The sequence below is a fragment of the Aedoeadaptatus ivorii genome (assembly GCF_900638585.1).
In the GTDB taxonomy this organism is placed as follows: Bacteria; Bacillota; Clostridia; order Tissierellales; family Peptoniphilaceae; genus Aedoeadaptatus; species Aedoeadaptatus ivorii.
This window is the reverse complement of the sequence record NZ_LR134523.1, coordinates 314,869-328,499: the sequence shown is the minus strand read 5'-3', so window position 1 is coordinate 328,499 and position 13,631 is coordinate 314,869. Positions and strand designations below refer to the sequence as shown.

At 55.1% G+C, this 13,631-nt stretch carries 15 protein-coding genes and 1 tRNA gene; all 16 read right to left on the bottom strand.

Annotated elements, in window-relative coordinates:
* Nucleotides 1-15: 15 nt before the first annotated feature.
* The gene (locus EL294_RS01585; RefSeq protein WP_126464787.1) at nucleotides 16-669 is read right to left on the bottom strand and encodes a methionine ABC transporter permease; all 654 of its coding nucleotides are present in this window, start codon (nucleotides 667-669) and stop codon (nucleotides 16-18) included.
* Between the two features lie 14 nt (nucleotides 670-683).
* The gene (locus EL294_RS01580; RefSeq protein WP_164715175.1) at nucleotides 684-1,376 is read right to left on the bottom strand and encodes a methionine ABC transporter ATP-binding protein; all 693 of its coding nucleotides are present in this window, start codon (nucleotides 1,374-1,376) and stop codon (nucleotides 684-686) included.
* A gap of 333 nt (nucleotides 1,377-1,709) precedes the next feature.
* Nucleotides 1,710-1,786 (bottom strand) — tRNA-Arg (locus EL294_RS01575).
* A gap of 35 nt (nucleotides 1,787-1,821) precedes the next feature.
* Nucleotides 1,822-3,135: a D-alanyl-D-alanine carboxypeptidase family protein gene (locus EL294_RS01570; protein WP_126464785.1), complete on the bottom strand. Its 1,314-nt coding sequence runs from the start codon at nucleotides 3,133-3,135 to the stop codon at nucleotides 1,822-1,824.
* A 10-nt stretch (nucleotides 3,136-3,145) separates the two neighbouring features.
* On the bottom strand, nucleotides 3,146-4,252 hold the full coding sequence (gene wecB, locus EL294_RS01565) for a non-hydrolyzing UDP-N-acetylglucosamine 2-epimerase (RefSeq protein WP_126464784.1): 1,107 nt from the start codon (nucleotides 4,250-4,252) through the stop codon (nucleotides 3,146-3,148).
* The gene (locus tag EL294_RS01560; protein ID WP_126464783.1) at nucleotides 4,249-5,283 is read right to left on the bottom strand and encodes an MraY family glycosyltransferase; all 1,035 of its coding nucleotides are present in this window, start codon (nucleotides 5,281-5,283) and stop codon (nucleotides 4,249-4,251) included. The genes wecB and EL294_RS01560 overlap by 4 nt, the downstream gene beginning before the upstream one ends.
* Nucleotides 5,284-5,293: 10 nt before the next feature.
* Nucleotides 5,294-5,923 (bottom strand): uracil phosphoribosyltransferase, encoded by a 630-nt coding sequence (upp, locus tag EL294_RS01555; RefSeq protein WP_126464782.1) that lies wholly within the window; start codon nucleotides 5,921-5,923, stop codon nucleotides 5,294-5,296.
* Nucleotides 5,911-6,354: a ribose 5-phosphate isomerase B gene (gene rpiB, locus EL294_RS01550; RefSeq protein ID WP_126464781.1), complete on the bottom strand. Its 444-nt coding sequence runs from the start codon at nucleotides 6,352-6,354 to the stop codon at nucleotides 5,911-5,913. Before rpiB ends, upp begins: the two co-directional genes overlap by 13 nt.
* A complete protein-coding gene (locus tag EL294_RS01545) occupies nucleotides 6,351-6,779 on the bottom strand; it encodes an arsenate reductase/protein-tyrosine-phosphatase family protein (protein ID WP_126464780.1) in 429 nt (142 codons plus the stop codon). Before EL294_RS01545 ends, rpiB begins: the two co-directional genes overlap by 4 nt.
* A complete protein-coding gene (locus tag EL294_RS01540) occupies nucleotides 6,776-7,822 on the bottom strand; it encodes an L-threonylcarbamoyladenylate synthase (RefSeq protein WP_126464779.1) in 1,047 nt (348 codons plus the stop codon). The genes EL294_RS01545 and EL294_RS01540 overlap by 4 nt, the downstream gene beginning before the upstream one ends.
* A 44-nt stretch (nucleotides 7,823-7,866) precedes the next feature.
* Nucleotides 7,867-8,556, bottom strand: a complete 690-nt coding sequence (locus EL294_RS01535; RefSeq protein ID WP_126464778.1) for an alpha/beta hydrolase family protein — start codon at nucleotides 8,554-8,556, stop codon at nucleotides 7,867-7,869.
* Nucleotides 8,546-9,214: a uracil-DNA glycosylase gene (locus tag EL294_RS01530; RefSeq protein ID WP_126464777.1), complete on the bottom strand. Its 669-nt coding sequence runs from the start codon at nucleotides 9,212-9,214 to the stop codon at nucleotides 8,546-8,548. Before EL294_RS01530 ends, EL294_RS01535 begins: the two co-directional genes overlap by 11 nt.
* Before the next feature lie 8 nt (nucleotides 9,215-9,222).
* Complete coding sequence (locus tag EL294_RS01525) at nucleotides 9,223-10,563, bottom strand: TrkA C-terminal domain-containing protein (protein WP_126464776.1); 1,341 nt, start codon at nucleotides 10,561-10,563, stop codon at nucleotides 9,223-9,225.
* Between the two features lie 8 nt (nucleotides 10,564-10,571).
* Nucleotides 10,572-12,026: a TrkH family potassium uptake protein gene (locus EL294_RS01520; protein WP_126464775.1), complete on the bottom strand. Its 1,455-nt coding sequence runs from the start codon at nucleotides 12,024-12,026 to the stop codon at nucleotides 10,572-10,574.
* Complete coding sequence (trkA, locus tag EL294_RS01515) at nucleotides 12,004-13,386, bottom strand: Trk system potassium transporter TrkA (protein ID WP_126464774.1); 1,383 nt, start codon at nucleotides 13,384-13,386, stop codon at nucleotides 12,004-12,006. Before trkA ends, EL294_RS01520 begins: the two co-directional genes overlap by 23 nt.
* Nucleotides 13,387-13,620 (bottom strand): DUF896 domain-containing protein, encoded by a 234-nt coding sequence (locus EL294_RS01510; protein ID WP_126464773.1) that lies wholly within the window; start codon nucleotides 13,618-13,620, stop codon nucleotides 13,387-13,389.
* Nucleotides 13,621-13,631: the final 11 nt, after the last annotated feature.

Below are 13,631 nucleotides of genomic sequence, written 5' to 3'. Positions count from 1 at the left end.
AAAATCCTCCTTTGATCATCGAATCGATAGTTTGTATAAGATGTTTCCGAACTTTTGAATGACGACAATAATCAGGATAATACAACTTACACTTAAGTAAAGCACCTCGTTGTTATAACTGTAGAATCCCTGATTCAATGCGACGGCCCCCAGACCGCCAGCACCCACTGCGCCAGCCATAGCGGTAGCGCCTACACAACTTATAGTCGCAAGCGTCAGCCCATTGATAATTCCCGGCACGCTCTCTTTTAATACTACATAGAAAAATATTTGTAGCTTGCTCGCGCCATAGGATATCGCCGCTTCGATAACTTCCGGTTGTACCGCAAGAAACTCATTTTCCAACAATTTGGCAACCAATGGAATCCCGCCGATACTCATCGGAATAATCGCGGCATAAATGCCGACAATGCTACCGTTTATCAATCTTGTCAGTGGAGCAAGAATAACGACTAGTAGAATGAACGGTAGACTTCGTATTGTATTAACGAAAAACGACAACACTCCATAGACTCTACGATCGGGTTCTAATCCACTTGGATGCGTAATCATCATTGCCATTCCGGCCAATCCCCCGAGCACGATAGAAATGCACATGGTGATTGCGATCATTTTCAAAGTATCGCCGAAGGCAGGAAGTATCATCTCGAAAAAATATCTGGATAACATTGCACACCTCTCGGTTATGAAAATTCCACAGAGTCCAATTCGCAGACGGGTAAAGGCGGACTGACTGAGCCATCTTTAACAACTGTAAATGAATCACATACTGCTCTAATTACATCCATTTGGTGCGAAACAATCACTATGGTAATGCCCAAAGAGCGATTCAGTTCCACTAGCAAACGCAAAATTGATGCCTCATTGGCGGGATCCAATGCTGAAGTAGGCTCGTCACACAACAAAATCGAGGACTGTAATGCCAACGCTCTAGCAATAGCCACACGTTGTTTCTGGCCCCCAGATAGCTGTCCGGGAAAAAAGTCTCCCTTGTCTTTTAAATTTACGAGTTCGAGAAGGTGCTCTACCCTATGATCAATCTCTGATTTCTCATATCTCCAGACCCTAAGGGGCAGGGCGATATTCTCGGATACAGTCAGACGCCGCATCAACGAGAAACCCTGAAATACCATGCCAATGTCTTTTCGCAACCTCTGAATCTCATTTTCTTTCAGTTCGCATACATTGACATCATCAATCCAAATTTCCCCAGAATCAATATCCTCTAATCCATTTATACACCGCAGGAGCGTTGATTTTCCGGATCCACTGTTTCCAATCAAACCAAAAAAATCCCCCGAAGGCACCTTTAGGTTAACATCTTCAAGGATAATACTGGCGTTATATGATTTTTTTAAATTTTTGATCTCGATCAAAGATATACCTACCTATGTAAGAATGAATAAAAGACAGTAAACAGCCGACTTTTATTCTATCACGCGGTTAAACATAGTCAAATTTGTTCTTTCTATATGAGATAATCTAGTATAGGCTCTGACAATGATCATATCGCAGTAGTTCTTTTCTAACAAAAAAACGGGTCTACAAGTCATCAACTTAAAAGGAACTTCATTATTTCTTGGTCCTTCCCAACTCAAAAGTTATAGGTACATAAGAGCCCGAAAAGTAGAAAAGATTCCTTTATGAGATGAACTTGCAAACCCTGCGTTTGCAATACTTATAGCTATGTGCATAAAGTATTATTTAAATGGCGGACCCGATTGGATTCGAACCAACGATCTTTGCCTTCGGAGGGCAACATTCTATCCAGCTGAACTACGGGTCCATATTTTTCTATTTTAACAACATAGAAAAATAATGTCAAGAAGCCTTTTCGATGGCGATAAAGATCTCGGTCATCATGTCCCGGTAGCGCAGGATGGGGTTGGGTTTTTTGATGTCTTCTTTGACGAAAAGGTCGGTGCGGGCGATTTCTTTGCCGCCGCGTATGAAGCGCATGCGCCCGACGGGGGCCTCTTTTTTGTGGGGAATGTCGATGTCGTAGTAGTCGATCATGCGCTTGATTTCGTCGTTTGCGACGAGGCGCGTAATTTCGTCTTTGGCGTAGACGGGGCTTCTACGGGGCGAGGCGTTTTCGAGGACGAGTTCCGCCACTTCTTCCCCTTTGTAGGAGAGGACGCGGAGATGATGGCGCTCCATGGCGTCTTCTGAGAGTCGGCGGGCGGCGACGTAGCGATCCATATCGTTTCGAGCGCCCATGCAGACGGCGATAAAGCGGTTTTCGAGATTTCTGCCCATGGCTTTTTCGACGCCGGTGGCGATAAAGCAGCGCCCGGCGATGCCGGTGTATCCTGTCTTTAAGCCGTCGATGCCGTCGACGATACCCAAAATGGGATTGGTGTTATAAGCCCGAAACTCCCGATCGGGCTCCTCGAGTTTCACACGCCGGGTCGCGTCCAGTATGGTCGGATATTTTTTTAAGAGTTCGCGGCTCAGCTGAAACATCTCCCGGGCGGTGGCGCGATTGTAGTCATTTTTTTCGTAATCGGTCAGGCCATGGCAGTTGATAAAGTGGGCGTGGGTAAGGCACAGTTCCTTCGCCTTTTGATTCATACGGGAAACAAAGGCCTCTTCGCTCCCCGCGACGTGTTTGGAGAGCGCGACCATGGCGTCGTTTCCCGAAACGATCATGCCGGCGTGGATCAGCTCTTCAACGGTATAGACCTCCCCCGCCTTCATTTTATATGTAGAGCCGTGCATAGAGGCGACTGCATCGTCGATGGTGACAGGGTCTTTGAGGGAAATCTCGCCCCGATCCGCCGCATCCATTGCGACGAAGACGGTCATCAATTTGGTGGTGGAAGCGAGCCCCACGGGTTGATCCGCGTTGTGCTGGGTATAGACGGTGCCGGTGCGATAGTCGCCGGTGATATAGCTGTTGAGCAGCGCTTCCGTCGGCTTGGCGTTGGCGACGTCATACGCCTTTTTTTCGGTCGCGGTCATGGGGACGGCGCCGAGTTTTTCGGTATGAATGTGCTCGTCCTGATCCCTGGGCTCCGCCAAGACGGCGGCCGGATCCGGCAGTTGCGCTTCGGGTTGTACCGGCGCCGGTGCCGCCGCCGAAAGAATAAGCGCCGAGAGGAGGATCAGCGCCGCTCTTGTCTGTATTTTCAAGTCGTTCTCCTTATTGTTCTCCCACGATAATATCTACAATGCGCCCGGCGGCGTGCCCATCTCCGTAGGGGTTGATGGCGCGCGCCATCTTGTCGTATTCCCCTTTTTCTTCCAATAGGGTTTTAACGGCGCGATAGACGTCTTCTTCTTCGGTGCCCACGAGTTTGGCGGTACCCGACTCGACCCCTTCCCACCGTTCGGTCTCTTCGCGCACCACCAGTACGGGCACGCCGAAGTGGGGCGCTTCCTCTTGAATGCCACCGCTGTCGGTGACGACCAAATGCGCCCGCATCATCAGATTCGAGAAGGGCAAATACTCCATGGGCTCGATGCGGTGCACCCGCGCAAGATCGCCGAAGATTTCCTCGGCGACTTCCCGCACTTTGGGGTTTAGGTGTACGGGAAAGACCACTTCCACGTCGTCGTTTTCCTCGACGATGCGGCGAATGGCGCTAAATATGCGCACCATTGGGGTACCCAGGTTTTCTCTGCGGTGGCAGGTCAAGAGGATGACCCGCTTCTCTTCGAAGTCGATATCGTTCAGTTCCGCCTCGTCGAAGACGAAGTCCTCGCGCTCGGCATAGGCCAGGGCGTCGATTACGGTGTTGCCGGTGATAAAAATATTTTCCTCTTTATAGCCTTCGGCGAGAAGGTTTTTGCGATTCGCCTCGGTGGGCGCAAAGTGGTAGTTTGCCAGGACGCCGGTGAGCTTTCGGTTCGCCTCTTCGGGATAGGGGGAATACAGATTGTGGCTCCGGAGCCCTGCCTCTACGTGTCCGACCTCCACCCCGTGGTAAAAGGCGGAAAGCGCCGCGGCAAAGACCGTCGAGGTGTCCCCTTGCACCAGGAGCACATCGGGGCGGAGTTCTTCGAATACGGTCTCCAGACCCCGCAGGGAACGCACGGCTATATCGGTAAGGCTTTGGCCCGGCGTAAAGATGTCCAGGTCGAAGTCCGGCTCGATGCCGAAGATGGCGAGCACCTGATCCAACATCTCCCGATGCTGGCCGGTGACGGCGACGTAGGATTCCACGTCTTTTCTCTTCTTCAGTTCCAATACCACCGGCGCCATCTTGATGGCCTCCGGACGCGTTCCGAATACGGACAGTACTTTCAATTTTCTTCCCCTCTCTCATGTAACAGTCCCAAAAACAGGGCGAGGATGCCCACCAGGGCGATAATGATGATGGCGGTAATCAGGCCGTTTTTCTCGTGCATATTGCTTACGAGATTGCCGACAATGCCGAACAGGATGCTGATGCCGTATAGACTCCCCACGGTCTGCTTTTGATTGAGTCCCCGATTGAGCAATCGGTGGTGCAAATGGCCCCTGTCGGCTTCGGCGATGCTCTTGCCCGAAAGTTTTCTGCGGATCATGGCAAAGGTCGTGTCGAATACGGGCACGCCCAGGATCAATACGGGAATAAAGATCGTAATTAATGCGATGGATTTCATCACGCCCTGTATGCTCAAATAGCTCAGGGTAAAGCCCAAAAACAGCGCCCCGGTATCGCCCATAAAGATCTTGGCGGGGTTGAAGTTATAGGGCAAAAAGCCCAGGCAGGACCCCGCGAGGATCGCCGCGAGTACCGCCATCTCTTTTTGGTCGAAGCGGTAGGCGACAAACATCAGGCTGATGGATGCGATGCCGCTAATGCCGCAGGCGAGCCCGTCCAATCCGTCGATCAGATTGATGGTATTGGTGATCCCCACGACCCAAAATACGGTGATGGGAATCGCGAGGAAATCCAGATTGATCAGCAGATCTTCCCCGTAAAAGGGATTGGTAAAGAACTCGATCCGCACGCCGCCTAGCACCAGGATCAAGCCCGCCAGAATCTGAAACAAAAACTTCGCCTTGGGGCTCATATCGAATTTGTCGTCGTAAAGCCCCGTAAAGGCGACCACGGCGGCGCCGATCAGATACGCGATATTGGCGCGATCCAGCGGCAAAAACAAGAGCACGCCCGCCACTACGGCAAAAAAGATCGCCAGTCCCCCGCTTACGGGGATGGGCATTTTGTGTACGCGCCGTTCGTCTTTGGGGATGTCGTAGAGGCCGACTTTCATGGCCCATTTGCGCACGACGGGGGTCAGGATCAAACTCGCCGCCACGCAGACGATAAATGACAGTTGAATTGCTTGCATAAAACACCCGCTACTTCGTTCCGAAGATTCGATCTCCCGCATCACCCAGTCCGGGCACTATATAGGCGTTGTCGTCGAGCTTCTCGTCTATACAGGAAAGATACAAATCTACGTCGGGATGCGCCGCGCGAAATGTCTCGATCCCCTCCGGTGCGCCCAACAGGCAGAGGGCGCGGACGGATTTTGCGCCGCGCTGTTTCACGAAGTCGACGGCGGCGGCGAGGGAGCCCCCGGTGGCGAGCATGGGATCGACGATGATGATGTCTCTATCCTCGATGTCCTTCGGCAGCTTACAGTAATATTCCACGGGCAGCAGGGTTTCGGGGTCCCGATAGAGGCCGATATGGCCCACGCGGGCGCCAGGGATTAGTCGCAAGAGCCCGTCTACCATGCCGAGCCCAGCCCGCAAGACGGGTACGATGACGGGCTTTTTGCCGGCGATCTCTTTGCCGATCATGGGGCCCATGGGGGTTTCGATCTGTTTGTCCTGCAAGGGGAAATCGCGGGTGAGTTCGTAGCCCATCAGCATGGTGATCTCGGTTAAGAGATCGCGAAAGTCCTTGCTCGCGGTGTCCACATCGCGGATCAGGGTGAGCTTGTGCTGAATTAAGGGGTGTTCGGTTACCGTTACTTTTCCCATGCGCCGTCCTCCAGTTGTTCGACTCTCGCGCTGTGGCGGCCGCCTTCGAATTCCTCTTCCAAAAACGCCCGCGCGATTTCTCGGGTCATATCGCCGCCGATGGTGCGCGCGCCCATGGCGATCATATTGGCGTCGTTATGCCGACGGGCGAGTTTTGCGCTATAGGGCTCGGAGACCATTGCACAGCGCACGCCGCGCACTTTGTTGGCGGCGATGCCGATGCCAATGCCGCTGCCGCAGATGACGATGCCCTTTTCGCAACTTCCCTCTGCCACGAGTTCTGCCGCCTTTTTTCCGAATGCGGGGTAATCCACCCGATCGGTGGAATCGGTGCCTACGTCGGTGATTTCGTGCCCCAGGTCCTGCAGGTATTCTTTTAACGCTTCTTTTCTTCGGTAGCCGGCGTGGTCGGCGCCCATGGCGATCTTCATTCGGCTTCTCCCTTCATATTTTCTTCGATGGTTTCTTTGATCCTATCTTTGGCGCGGCGGTAGATCTCCAAAGAGCCGCCGAAGGGATCGACGATGTCGATCTCGGCAAAGGGACGAATCTTATCCGCCGCTTGGGGCCAGCCCCGCTTGAGGTTTTCCGCCATGGTATGGGTCATGGCATAAATCACATCCGCCCATTCGATGTCTTCGTCGGTTACGGTCTTCGCCCGGTGAAAGGATCCGTCGATCCCCTCTTCCGCCAAAACTTTCAGCGCCCCCATGCTCAGCGCGTCGCCCTCGTGGGCGGCCATGCCGCGGGAACGGGCGCTTAAGGCGATGCCTTTTTTGTCCGCCTCCACCTCGGCGAGGAGTTTCGCCATGGGGCTTCTGCAGGTGTTTCCCGTACATATATAGAGTACTTTCATAGTCCCAATACTACCTTTCCACCGCAGGCCTTTAGGAGGCGGTTCATAATGCCCACCCCCAGGCCGCGAAATTCAAAGCCCTCGACGAAGATTCGCTCGATCTCCTCTTCGTCGCAGCGCCGCAGATTGTCAAATAAATTGTGGGCGACCGATTCCAGATCTTCGCGGCTGCCCATATCGATCAAAAGATCCGCCCCTTCATAGAGATCGACGGTCTCGGTGGTGGCGAGCACCGCCGTTCGCACGCCCTCCGCCTCGGAAAGCCTTCGGTTGATCTCCTTGGCGATATTGGCGAGGCTTCCCGCAAAGAGGGTCGCTTCGCCGCGGGGCGCGTAGTGGCGGTACTTCTGGCCGGGGCTTTTGGGAATGCCGCCATTTTCGGCGTCGATCGCCGTTTCGTCGATCGCCACTTCGCCGATAATCGCCTCCAAGTCTTCCTTGGTTACACCGCCGGGTCGGTAGATCATCGGCGGGTCCACGGTTACGTCCAATACGGTGGACTCGATCCCCACCGCCGCATCACCCGAATCGACGATCAGGGGAACCTTGCCGCGCATATCTTCCCATACATGGGAAAGGCGCGTGGGCGAGGGTCTGCCGCTTGTATTGGCACTGGGCGCCGCCACCGGGATCTTCGCCGCCTTTAGAATGGCGTGCGCGATGGGATGCGAAGGCATGCGAATCGCCACCGTATCTCCCCCGGCGGTAATGGCATCGGGAACCGCGTCGGATCGCTCGAAGATCAAGGTGAGCGGCCCGGGCCAGAACATATCCATGCAGTCCTTCGCCTTGGGCGGAATATGGGTGACCAGATCCAATACCTGATCCGCCTCCGCAATGTGCAAAATCAGCGGGTTGTCCTTGGGTCTGCCCTTGGCGGCAAAAATCTTCTCCGCCGCTTCGGGGTTGAGACCGTCGGCGCCCAGTCCGTAAACGGTCTCGGTGGGAAAAATTACCAGTTCTCCCCGGCGCAGAAAATCCGCCGCCTCTTCGATGGCTTCGGCGTCCTCTGCGTCGGTGATGTGTAAAACTTTTGTTTCCATGGACTCCTCCTCAAACTCTGATTATACCATAAAGCGCAGGCGCTCTAGAGGTCTTCGAGAAAGCGCAGGGTGATTTCCATCATATTGGTCGTCACCACATGGGAGGTCATTTCCATGATTTCCATATATAGGGGTTTTTCGTAATTGTGTACGCGCTTTAGGGCCTCGTAGTAGTTTTTCTCGAGTTCCGGATCCACCGTATCGTCCAACTCCCCGTTTAACAAGAGCACCGCCTTGTCCGCGTGCTCCTCGACCCGGGCGAGGGGCTCGTACGCCTCGATTTTTTCTTTGTAGGGATGGCACTTCATCACGTCCCAATCGCCCATGCCGTTCATGGCGATTGCGCCCTCGATCTCCTCGCGATACAAAAGGCCCAACGCCGTAAATGCGCCCATGGAGTGCCCGCAGAGAAAGAGCCGCTTGTGGGGAAAGTTTTTCTGAACGTAGGCGAGTACCTCGTCGAATTCCTCGATGTTTCGGATCAGAACTTCCGGCAGGCGCTCCAGGCTGTTTTCATAGTCGATGCTGCCCCGCTCGCCGTGGATCAGCTCCTCGATCAGAAGCACCGGGTAGCCCGCCGCGGCCCAAATGCTCGCCCGGAAGCGGGACGATTCTACCGAGGAGGCCCACCCGTGATAATAGAGGAGGAGAATGTCTTTTTCGTCCTCGGGTGCGATATATACGGCGGGAATTTCGCCGATTTGTATGGCGGTCTCTTTTACATTAAAGAACATGTTCGCTCCAATCTATGGGCTCTTCCCCCTCCGCCGTTAAAAAATCGTTGGTGCGGGAAAAGCAACGGCTGCCGAAAAATCCCCGATACGCCGATAGCGGCGACGGGTGAGGCGATTCGATGACGAGGTGGTTTTTGCGTTCGATCAGCTTCTTCTTGCTCCGGGCGTGGCCGCCCCAGAGCAGAAATACCACGGGATCCTCCTTTTCGCCGACGAGGCGGATCACCCGGTCGGTAAAGAGCTCCCAGCCGATCTTTGCGTGGCTCATGGGTTGTTTGTGCCGCACGGTGAGGGTCGTGTTCAACAGCAGTACGCCCTGCTTTGCCCAGTCGGTGAGATCGCCCTCTTTGCGGCAAATCCCCGTATCGTCTTCGAGTTCCTTGTAGATATTTTTCAAAGACGGCGGCAAGGGCATATTGCGGTCCACAGAAAACGAAAGGCCCTGTGCCTGTCCCGGCCCGTGATAGGGGTCCTGCCCCAAGAGCACGACCTTGGTGTCGGCAAAGGGGGTGAGCTTCATGGCGCGAAACACGTCTTTTGCCGGCGGATAGACGGTAAAATTTCGGTATTCTTCCGCCAAGAGGCGCCGCAGGTCGCGGTAATAGGGTTTTTCCATTTCGTCTTTTAGATAAATATCCCAATCGTTTCCGAAAATCATAGCGCCTCCTATAAAGAAAACAGTTCCGTAATCATGCTGCCGACACTCCTCTGTGGAATAAATTTTCTGAGATCCCAGTCGCTCTCGGGCAAGAGAAAGATCAACAAGCGGTCGCCCGCTTCGAGAGCCGTATACCCCTTGGGCGTCACGCTCTCGCCCTTTCGCATCAGCCCGCCGATCAAAAAGCCCCGCGACAGCGAGAGTTCGTCGATCCGCTTTCCCGCCGCCTGCGCCCCCTCCTTAAGGACGATCTCATAGATTTCGAGATTGCCGGGAAAGAGGTGGAGCGAAAGGTCCCCCGGTCCCAAGAGCGCCTTTTTGATCTCCCGGGCGAGGAGCAGATCCGCCGAAAAAATGCCCTCGGCTTGCGTGCGATCGGCGACCTTCATCAGGCGCGTATCGCACATACACATGGCGCAGTGCCGCTGGCCGCGGTCTCGGGCGGCGGCAACGGTGAGAAAGTTCATGCCGTCGTCCTCCGAGGCGGCGACAAAGCCGTCGGCGCGTTCGACCTCCATATCTTCCATGGCGTCGGTGACCGAAAGATCCCGAAGAAACGGACGGCCCGCCCCGCTCGTCTGCGCCCCGCCCCAGGTAACCACGTCGGCACCGGCACGCACGAGCGCCCGTTGTGCCGCCCTCGCCTTGGCACCTTCTCCGAAGACGATAAATCGGCGGTCGCCGTCGCGTTCCGGCCTCGGTACCGCGACGCCGTATCGGCGCCGAAAGCGGTCTACGGCTTCGACTTTTCCGATGATGCGTACCAGATCGCCCTCTTCGAGCGCGGTGTCGCCCTTCGCCATCAAAACCCGCCCGCCGCGGTTGACCGTCACCAGTACCAAATCTTCCAGCGCGCCGATATTGCGCACCCGGCGGCCGCAAAACACATCGCCTTTTTCCACGCGCACCTTGATCAGCGCGGAGCCGAATTGGTCGAACACTTCGGTCTGCATGCCCTCTTCTTCATAGTAAAAGCGAAAAAGGCGCTTGCCGAGGATCTCCCCGTAATCGAAGATGCGGCGTATGCCGAATTGAACCGGCTCGGCCGCCAACAGCCGACTCAAGCGATCGTCGTAGCTTACAAAATACACGGCCGCGCCTTTTTTTGCCATGGCGGCGGCGAGCACCGCGGCAGAAGGCGATGTGTCCGCCACAACAACCGCGTCCACGCCGAGGATACCCTCGTCAAAAAACGCCTCGTCTTCTGTATAGCGCACGGCGCCCAGTTCCCACGCGAGGCGTTTGTCTCCGCCTTCGCGCAAAATCCACTGGGCTTTGTGCGCTTCTCTTCGCAAACCCCGAACGAGCAAAGATGCGCCGGCGCCGCTTCCGATAACGACAATGTCCATGGCTCCTCCTACTCTCTGAAATGCCGGCCCCGATCCGGTGCGATCAGGGCGAGTACGGTGAAAAATTCCAATCTGCCCAAGAGCATCAGGCAGGCAAACAACAGTTTATATTGCGGTCCGAAGGCGACAAAGGTATTGCTCGGCCCCAACAGCCGAAAACCCGGCCCCACATTCGAAAGACAGGTGAGCGTCCCCGAAAGCGCCGTCTCGTAATCGACGCCCGAGAGGCTTACCAGGGCGGTACCCGCCACCAAGAGCACGAAGTAGACACAGACAAAGGCGACGATCCCCGTTACGATCCGATCTTCCAGCACCTTGCCGTTGATCCGGATCGGCATCACCGCCTCGGGGTGTACGCTCTTAAAGATTTCGCGCTTCATAATCTTCCACAGCACGAGAATCCGGATCATCTTTATACCCCCGGCGGTGGAACCCGCGCAAGAGCCGAAGAAAAACAGCGTAAGCAGTATACTCTTGGAAAACCCCGGCCACAGGTCGAAGTCCACCGATGCGAATCCCGAGGTGGAAATAATGCTGCTCACCTGAAAAAAAGCGTCGCGAAACCCGTAAAACGGGCGCATGCCCCGGTCTATCACCAAATTTGCGGTAATACAGACCACGGCGATGGCGACGATCTTTAAGTAAAAGCGGTACTCTTCGTCGTGAAAAATATCGCGCACCTTGCCGTGCATCGCCCGGGAATAGAGGCTGAAGTTCGTGCCGCATACGAGCATAAAAATCCCCATGACGAAGATAATGGGCGAATTGAGGTCGTAATTGCCAATCGAATTGGCATGGGAGGAAAACCCGCCCGTGCCCACCACCCCCAGGGTGTGGATCACGGCGTCAAAGGCGTTCATCCCCAGCGCCCATAAGAGCACAAAGAGCAGCAAGGTGATCGAGATATAAATCTTATACAGGGCGAGTGCCGTATCGCGCATTCTGGGTTCTACCTTCCCCGCCACGGGCCCCGGCGTCTCCGCCTTAAAGATGCGAAAGCCGTTGTTGCCCGCCCGGGGCAAAAGCGCCAGGGTAAAGACCAAAATCCCCATGCCGCCGATCCAGTGGGTCATACTGCGCCAGAGGACGAGGCTCTTATCCACCGATTCGATGTCCGCAATCACCGATGCGCCGGTGGTGGTAAAGCCCGACACCGTCTCGAACAAGGCGTCTATATAGTTCGGCGTCGCCCCGCCCAGTACCAAGGGGATCGCCCCGAAGATCGAGGCCAATACCCAGCCGCATACCACGATAAAGAGCCCGTCTTTTCCGCGGATCCTTTCCCTGCGCTTCGGGATGGCGCGCAGGAGCAACCCCAGTACGGCGAGGAGCGCCGCCGTCATCAGAAAGCCGAAAAAACTCCCCTCTCCATGGACGCGCGCATAGATCAGGGGAGGCAACATAAATCCGCTTTCGATCAAGAGGAGGGTGCCAATTACATTAAATGCGGCGGCGTAGTTCATGCAGCCATCCTCCCTTCTTCGTCTTATAAAACATTTCTTTCATGGCAGAGACGTTCTCGTGCATACAAAAGACGATAATGCGGTCTCCGCGCCGAAGCGCCGTCTGCCCCCGGGGAATCATCACTTTTCGGTCTCGCACCACGGCGGCGATCAAAACGCCCTTGGGCAGTTCGAGTTCCGCCAGGGGAATGTCGAAAATATCGAGGTCGTCGGCGAGCTGAATCTCTGCGATCTCGGCGTCGCCGTCGTACATCAAATGGACCGCCACGGCGTCTTTTCCGCGGATCAACTTGAGGATCAACGCGGCGGTGATAAAGCTGGGATTAAAGGTGGCGTCTAAATTCAGCTTGTCCAACACATTCATAAAGTTGACGCGGGAAATTTTCGCCACCGATTTCGCCATTCCCTCTTCTTTCATAGAGAGCGCCATTAAGATATTGGTCTCGTCGATGCCCGTGGCGCCGACAAAGGCGTCGTAGGAACGGATCAGTTCCTCTTCCAGCAGATTAAAGTCCGTGCCGTCGCCGTGGATCACCACCGCCTCGGGATGGCGCTCCTTCAGCGCCGATGCCCGTTCGAAATCCCGCTCGATCACCAATACGTCGATATGGTCCTTGAGCAATAGGCTCGTCAAATAATCGCCGATTTTTCCGCCGCCCAGTATCATCACGCTACGGGTGGGTTTTACCGCCTGCACCTTGGAATACTTGCGGTCGAATTCGTCGATGTCCTTTCGGGCGCCGATCACGAGAATCACGTCGTTTCTCTCGAGGCGCGTGCCTCCGTCGGGGATAAAGGTATAGCCCCGCCGAGAGACCGCCGCGATCAACAGATCCCCGAAATAGTCGAGGTCCATCAGGCGGCGATGCACAAATTCCGATTCGGTGCCGATATTAAATTCCACGAGCTTTACCTGCCCGCCGGCGAATTCGTCACTCATCAGCGAATACTTCTTTAGCAGATACTTCTCGATGGCGGCGGCCGCCGCCCGCTCGGGATTGATGACGTGGTCGATATCGAGTTCTTCCTTAATGAGGCGAATTTGGGAGTGGTACTCGGGGTTGCGGATGCGCGCCACGGCCCGCTTGCAGCCGAGTTTTTTGGCGATGCTGGTGATCAGCACATTGGACTCGTCGCTGGTGACGGTGCCGATAATCAGGTCGTAGTCCTCGATATTCAACTCGCGCAAGATATTAAAATCCAGCGCATTTCCCGTAATCGTGAGCACGTCGAGTTCGTTGTTCACCTTTCGGATCACCCGGGAATCGCTGTCCAGTACCGTGATCTCCACATCTTCTTCCGCCAGTGCCCGCGCCAGGCGCATGCCCAGTTTGCCGGCGCCCGCGATCAGTGCCCGCATCTATTTCTCCTCTTTTCTCTCCTCTACCTGCGCGTCCTTGAGTTTTTGCGGCGTGACGTCTCTGCCCTCGTCGTCTACGACCTTTGTATTTAACAGGGTTTGGCGAAAGCCCGACCGAAAGATTTTCAAGTATTCCTTGCGGAGCGCATCCCGTTCCGCGAGTTCTTCTTCGGTGAGCGGGCGATCTTTTGCCTCTCTCGCCAATTCGTTGATTCTTTCGAGGATTTTCTCCATGATTCCTCCCT

Bases quoted from the DNA above. Each gene is read 5' to 3' on its own strand.
- trkA (WP_126464774.1), bottom strand. From the start codon at position 13,386: ATGCGGGCACTGATCGCGGGCGCCGGCAAACTGGGCATGCGCCTGGCG.
- rpiB (WP_126464781.1), bottom strand. From the start codon at position 6,354: ATGAAGATCGCCATGGGCGCCGACCACGCCGGCTACCGAAGAAAAGAA.
- EL294_RS01525 (WP_126464776.1), bottom strand. From the start codon at position 10,563: ATGGACATTGTCGTTATCGGAAGCGGCGCCGGCGCATCTTTGCTCGTT.
- EL294_RS01540 (WP_126464779.1), bottom strand. From the start codon at position 7,822: ATGGAAACAAAAGTTTTACACATCACCGACGCAGAGGACGCCGAAGCC.
- EL294_RS01535 (WP_126464778.1), bottom strand. From the start codon at position 8,556: ATGTTCTTTAATGTAAAAGAGACCGCCATACAAATCGGCGAAATTCCC.
- EL294_RS01520 (WP_126464775.1), bottom strand. From the start codon at position 12,026: ATGAACTACGCCGCCGCATTTAATGTAATTGGCACCCTCCTCTTGATC.
- upp (WP_126464782.1), bottom strand. From the start codon at position 5,923: ATGGGAAAAGTAACGGTAACCGAACACCCCTTAATTCAGCACAAGCTC.
- EL294_RS01510 (WP_126464773.1), bottom strand. From the start codon at position 13,620: ATGGAGAAAATCCTCGAAAGAATCAACGAATTGGCGAGAGAGGCAAAA.
- EL294_RS01560 (WP_126464783.1), bottom strand. From the start codon at position 5,283: ATGCAAGCAATTCAACTGTCATTTATCGTCTGCGTGGCGGCGAGTTTG.
- EL294_RS01585 (WP_126464787.1), bottom strand. From the start codon at position 669: ATGTTATCCAGATATTTTTTCGAGATGATACTTCCTGCCTTCGGCGAT.
- EL294_RS01545 (WP_126464780.1), bottom strand. From the start codon at position 6,779: ATGAAAGTACTCTATATATGTACGGGAAACACCTGCAGAAGCCCCATG.
- EL294_RS01530 (WP_126464777.1), bottom strand. From the start codon at position 9,214: ATGATTTTCGGAAACGATTGGGATATTTATCTAAAAGACGAAATGGAA.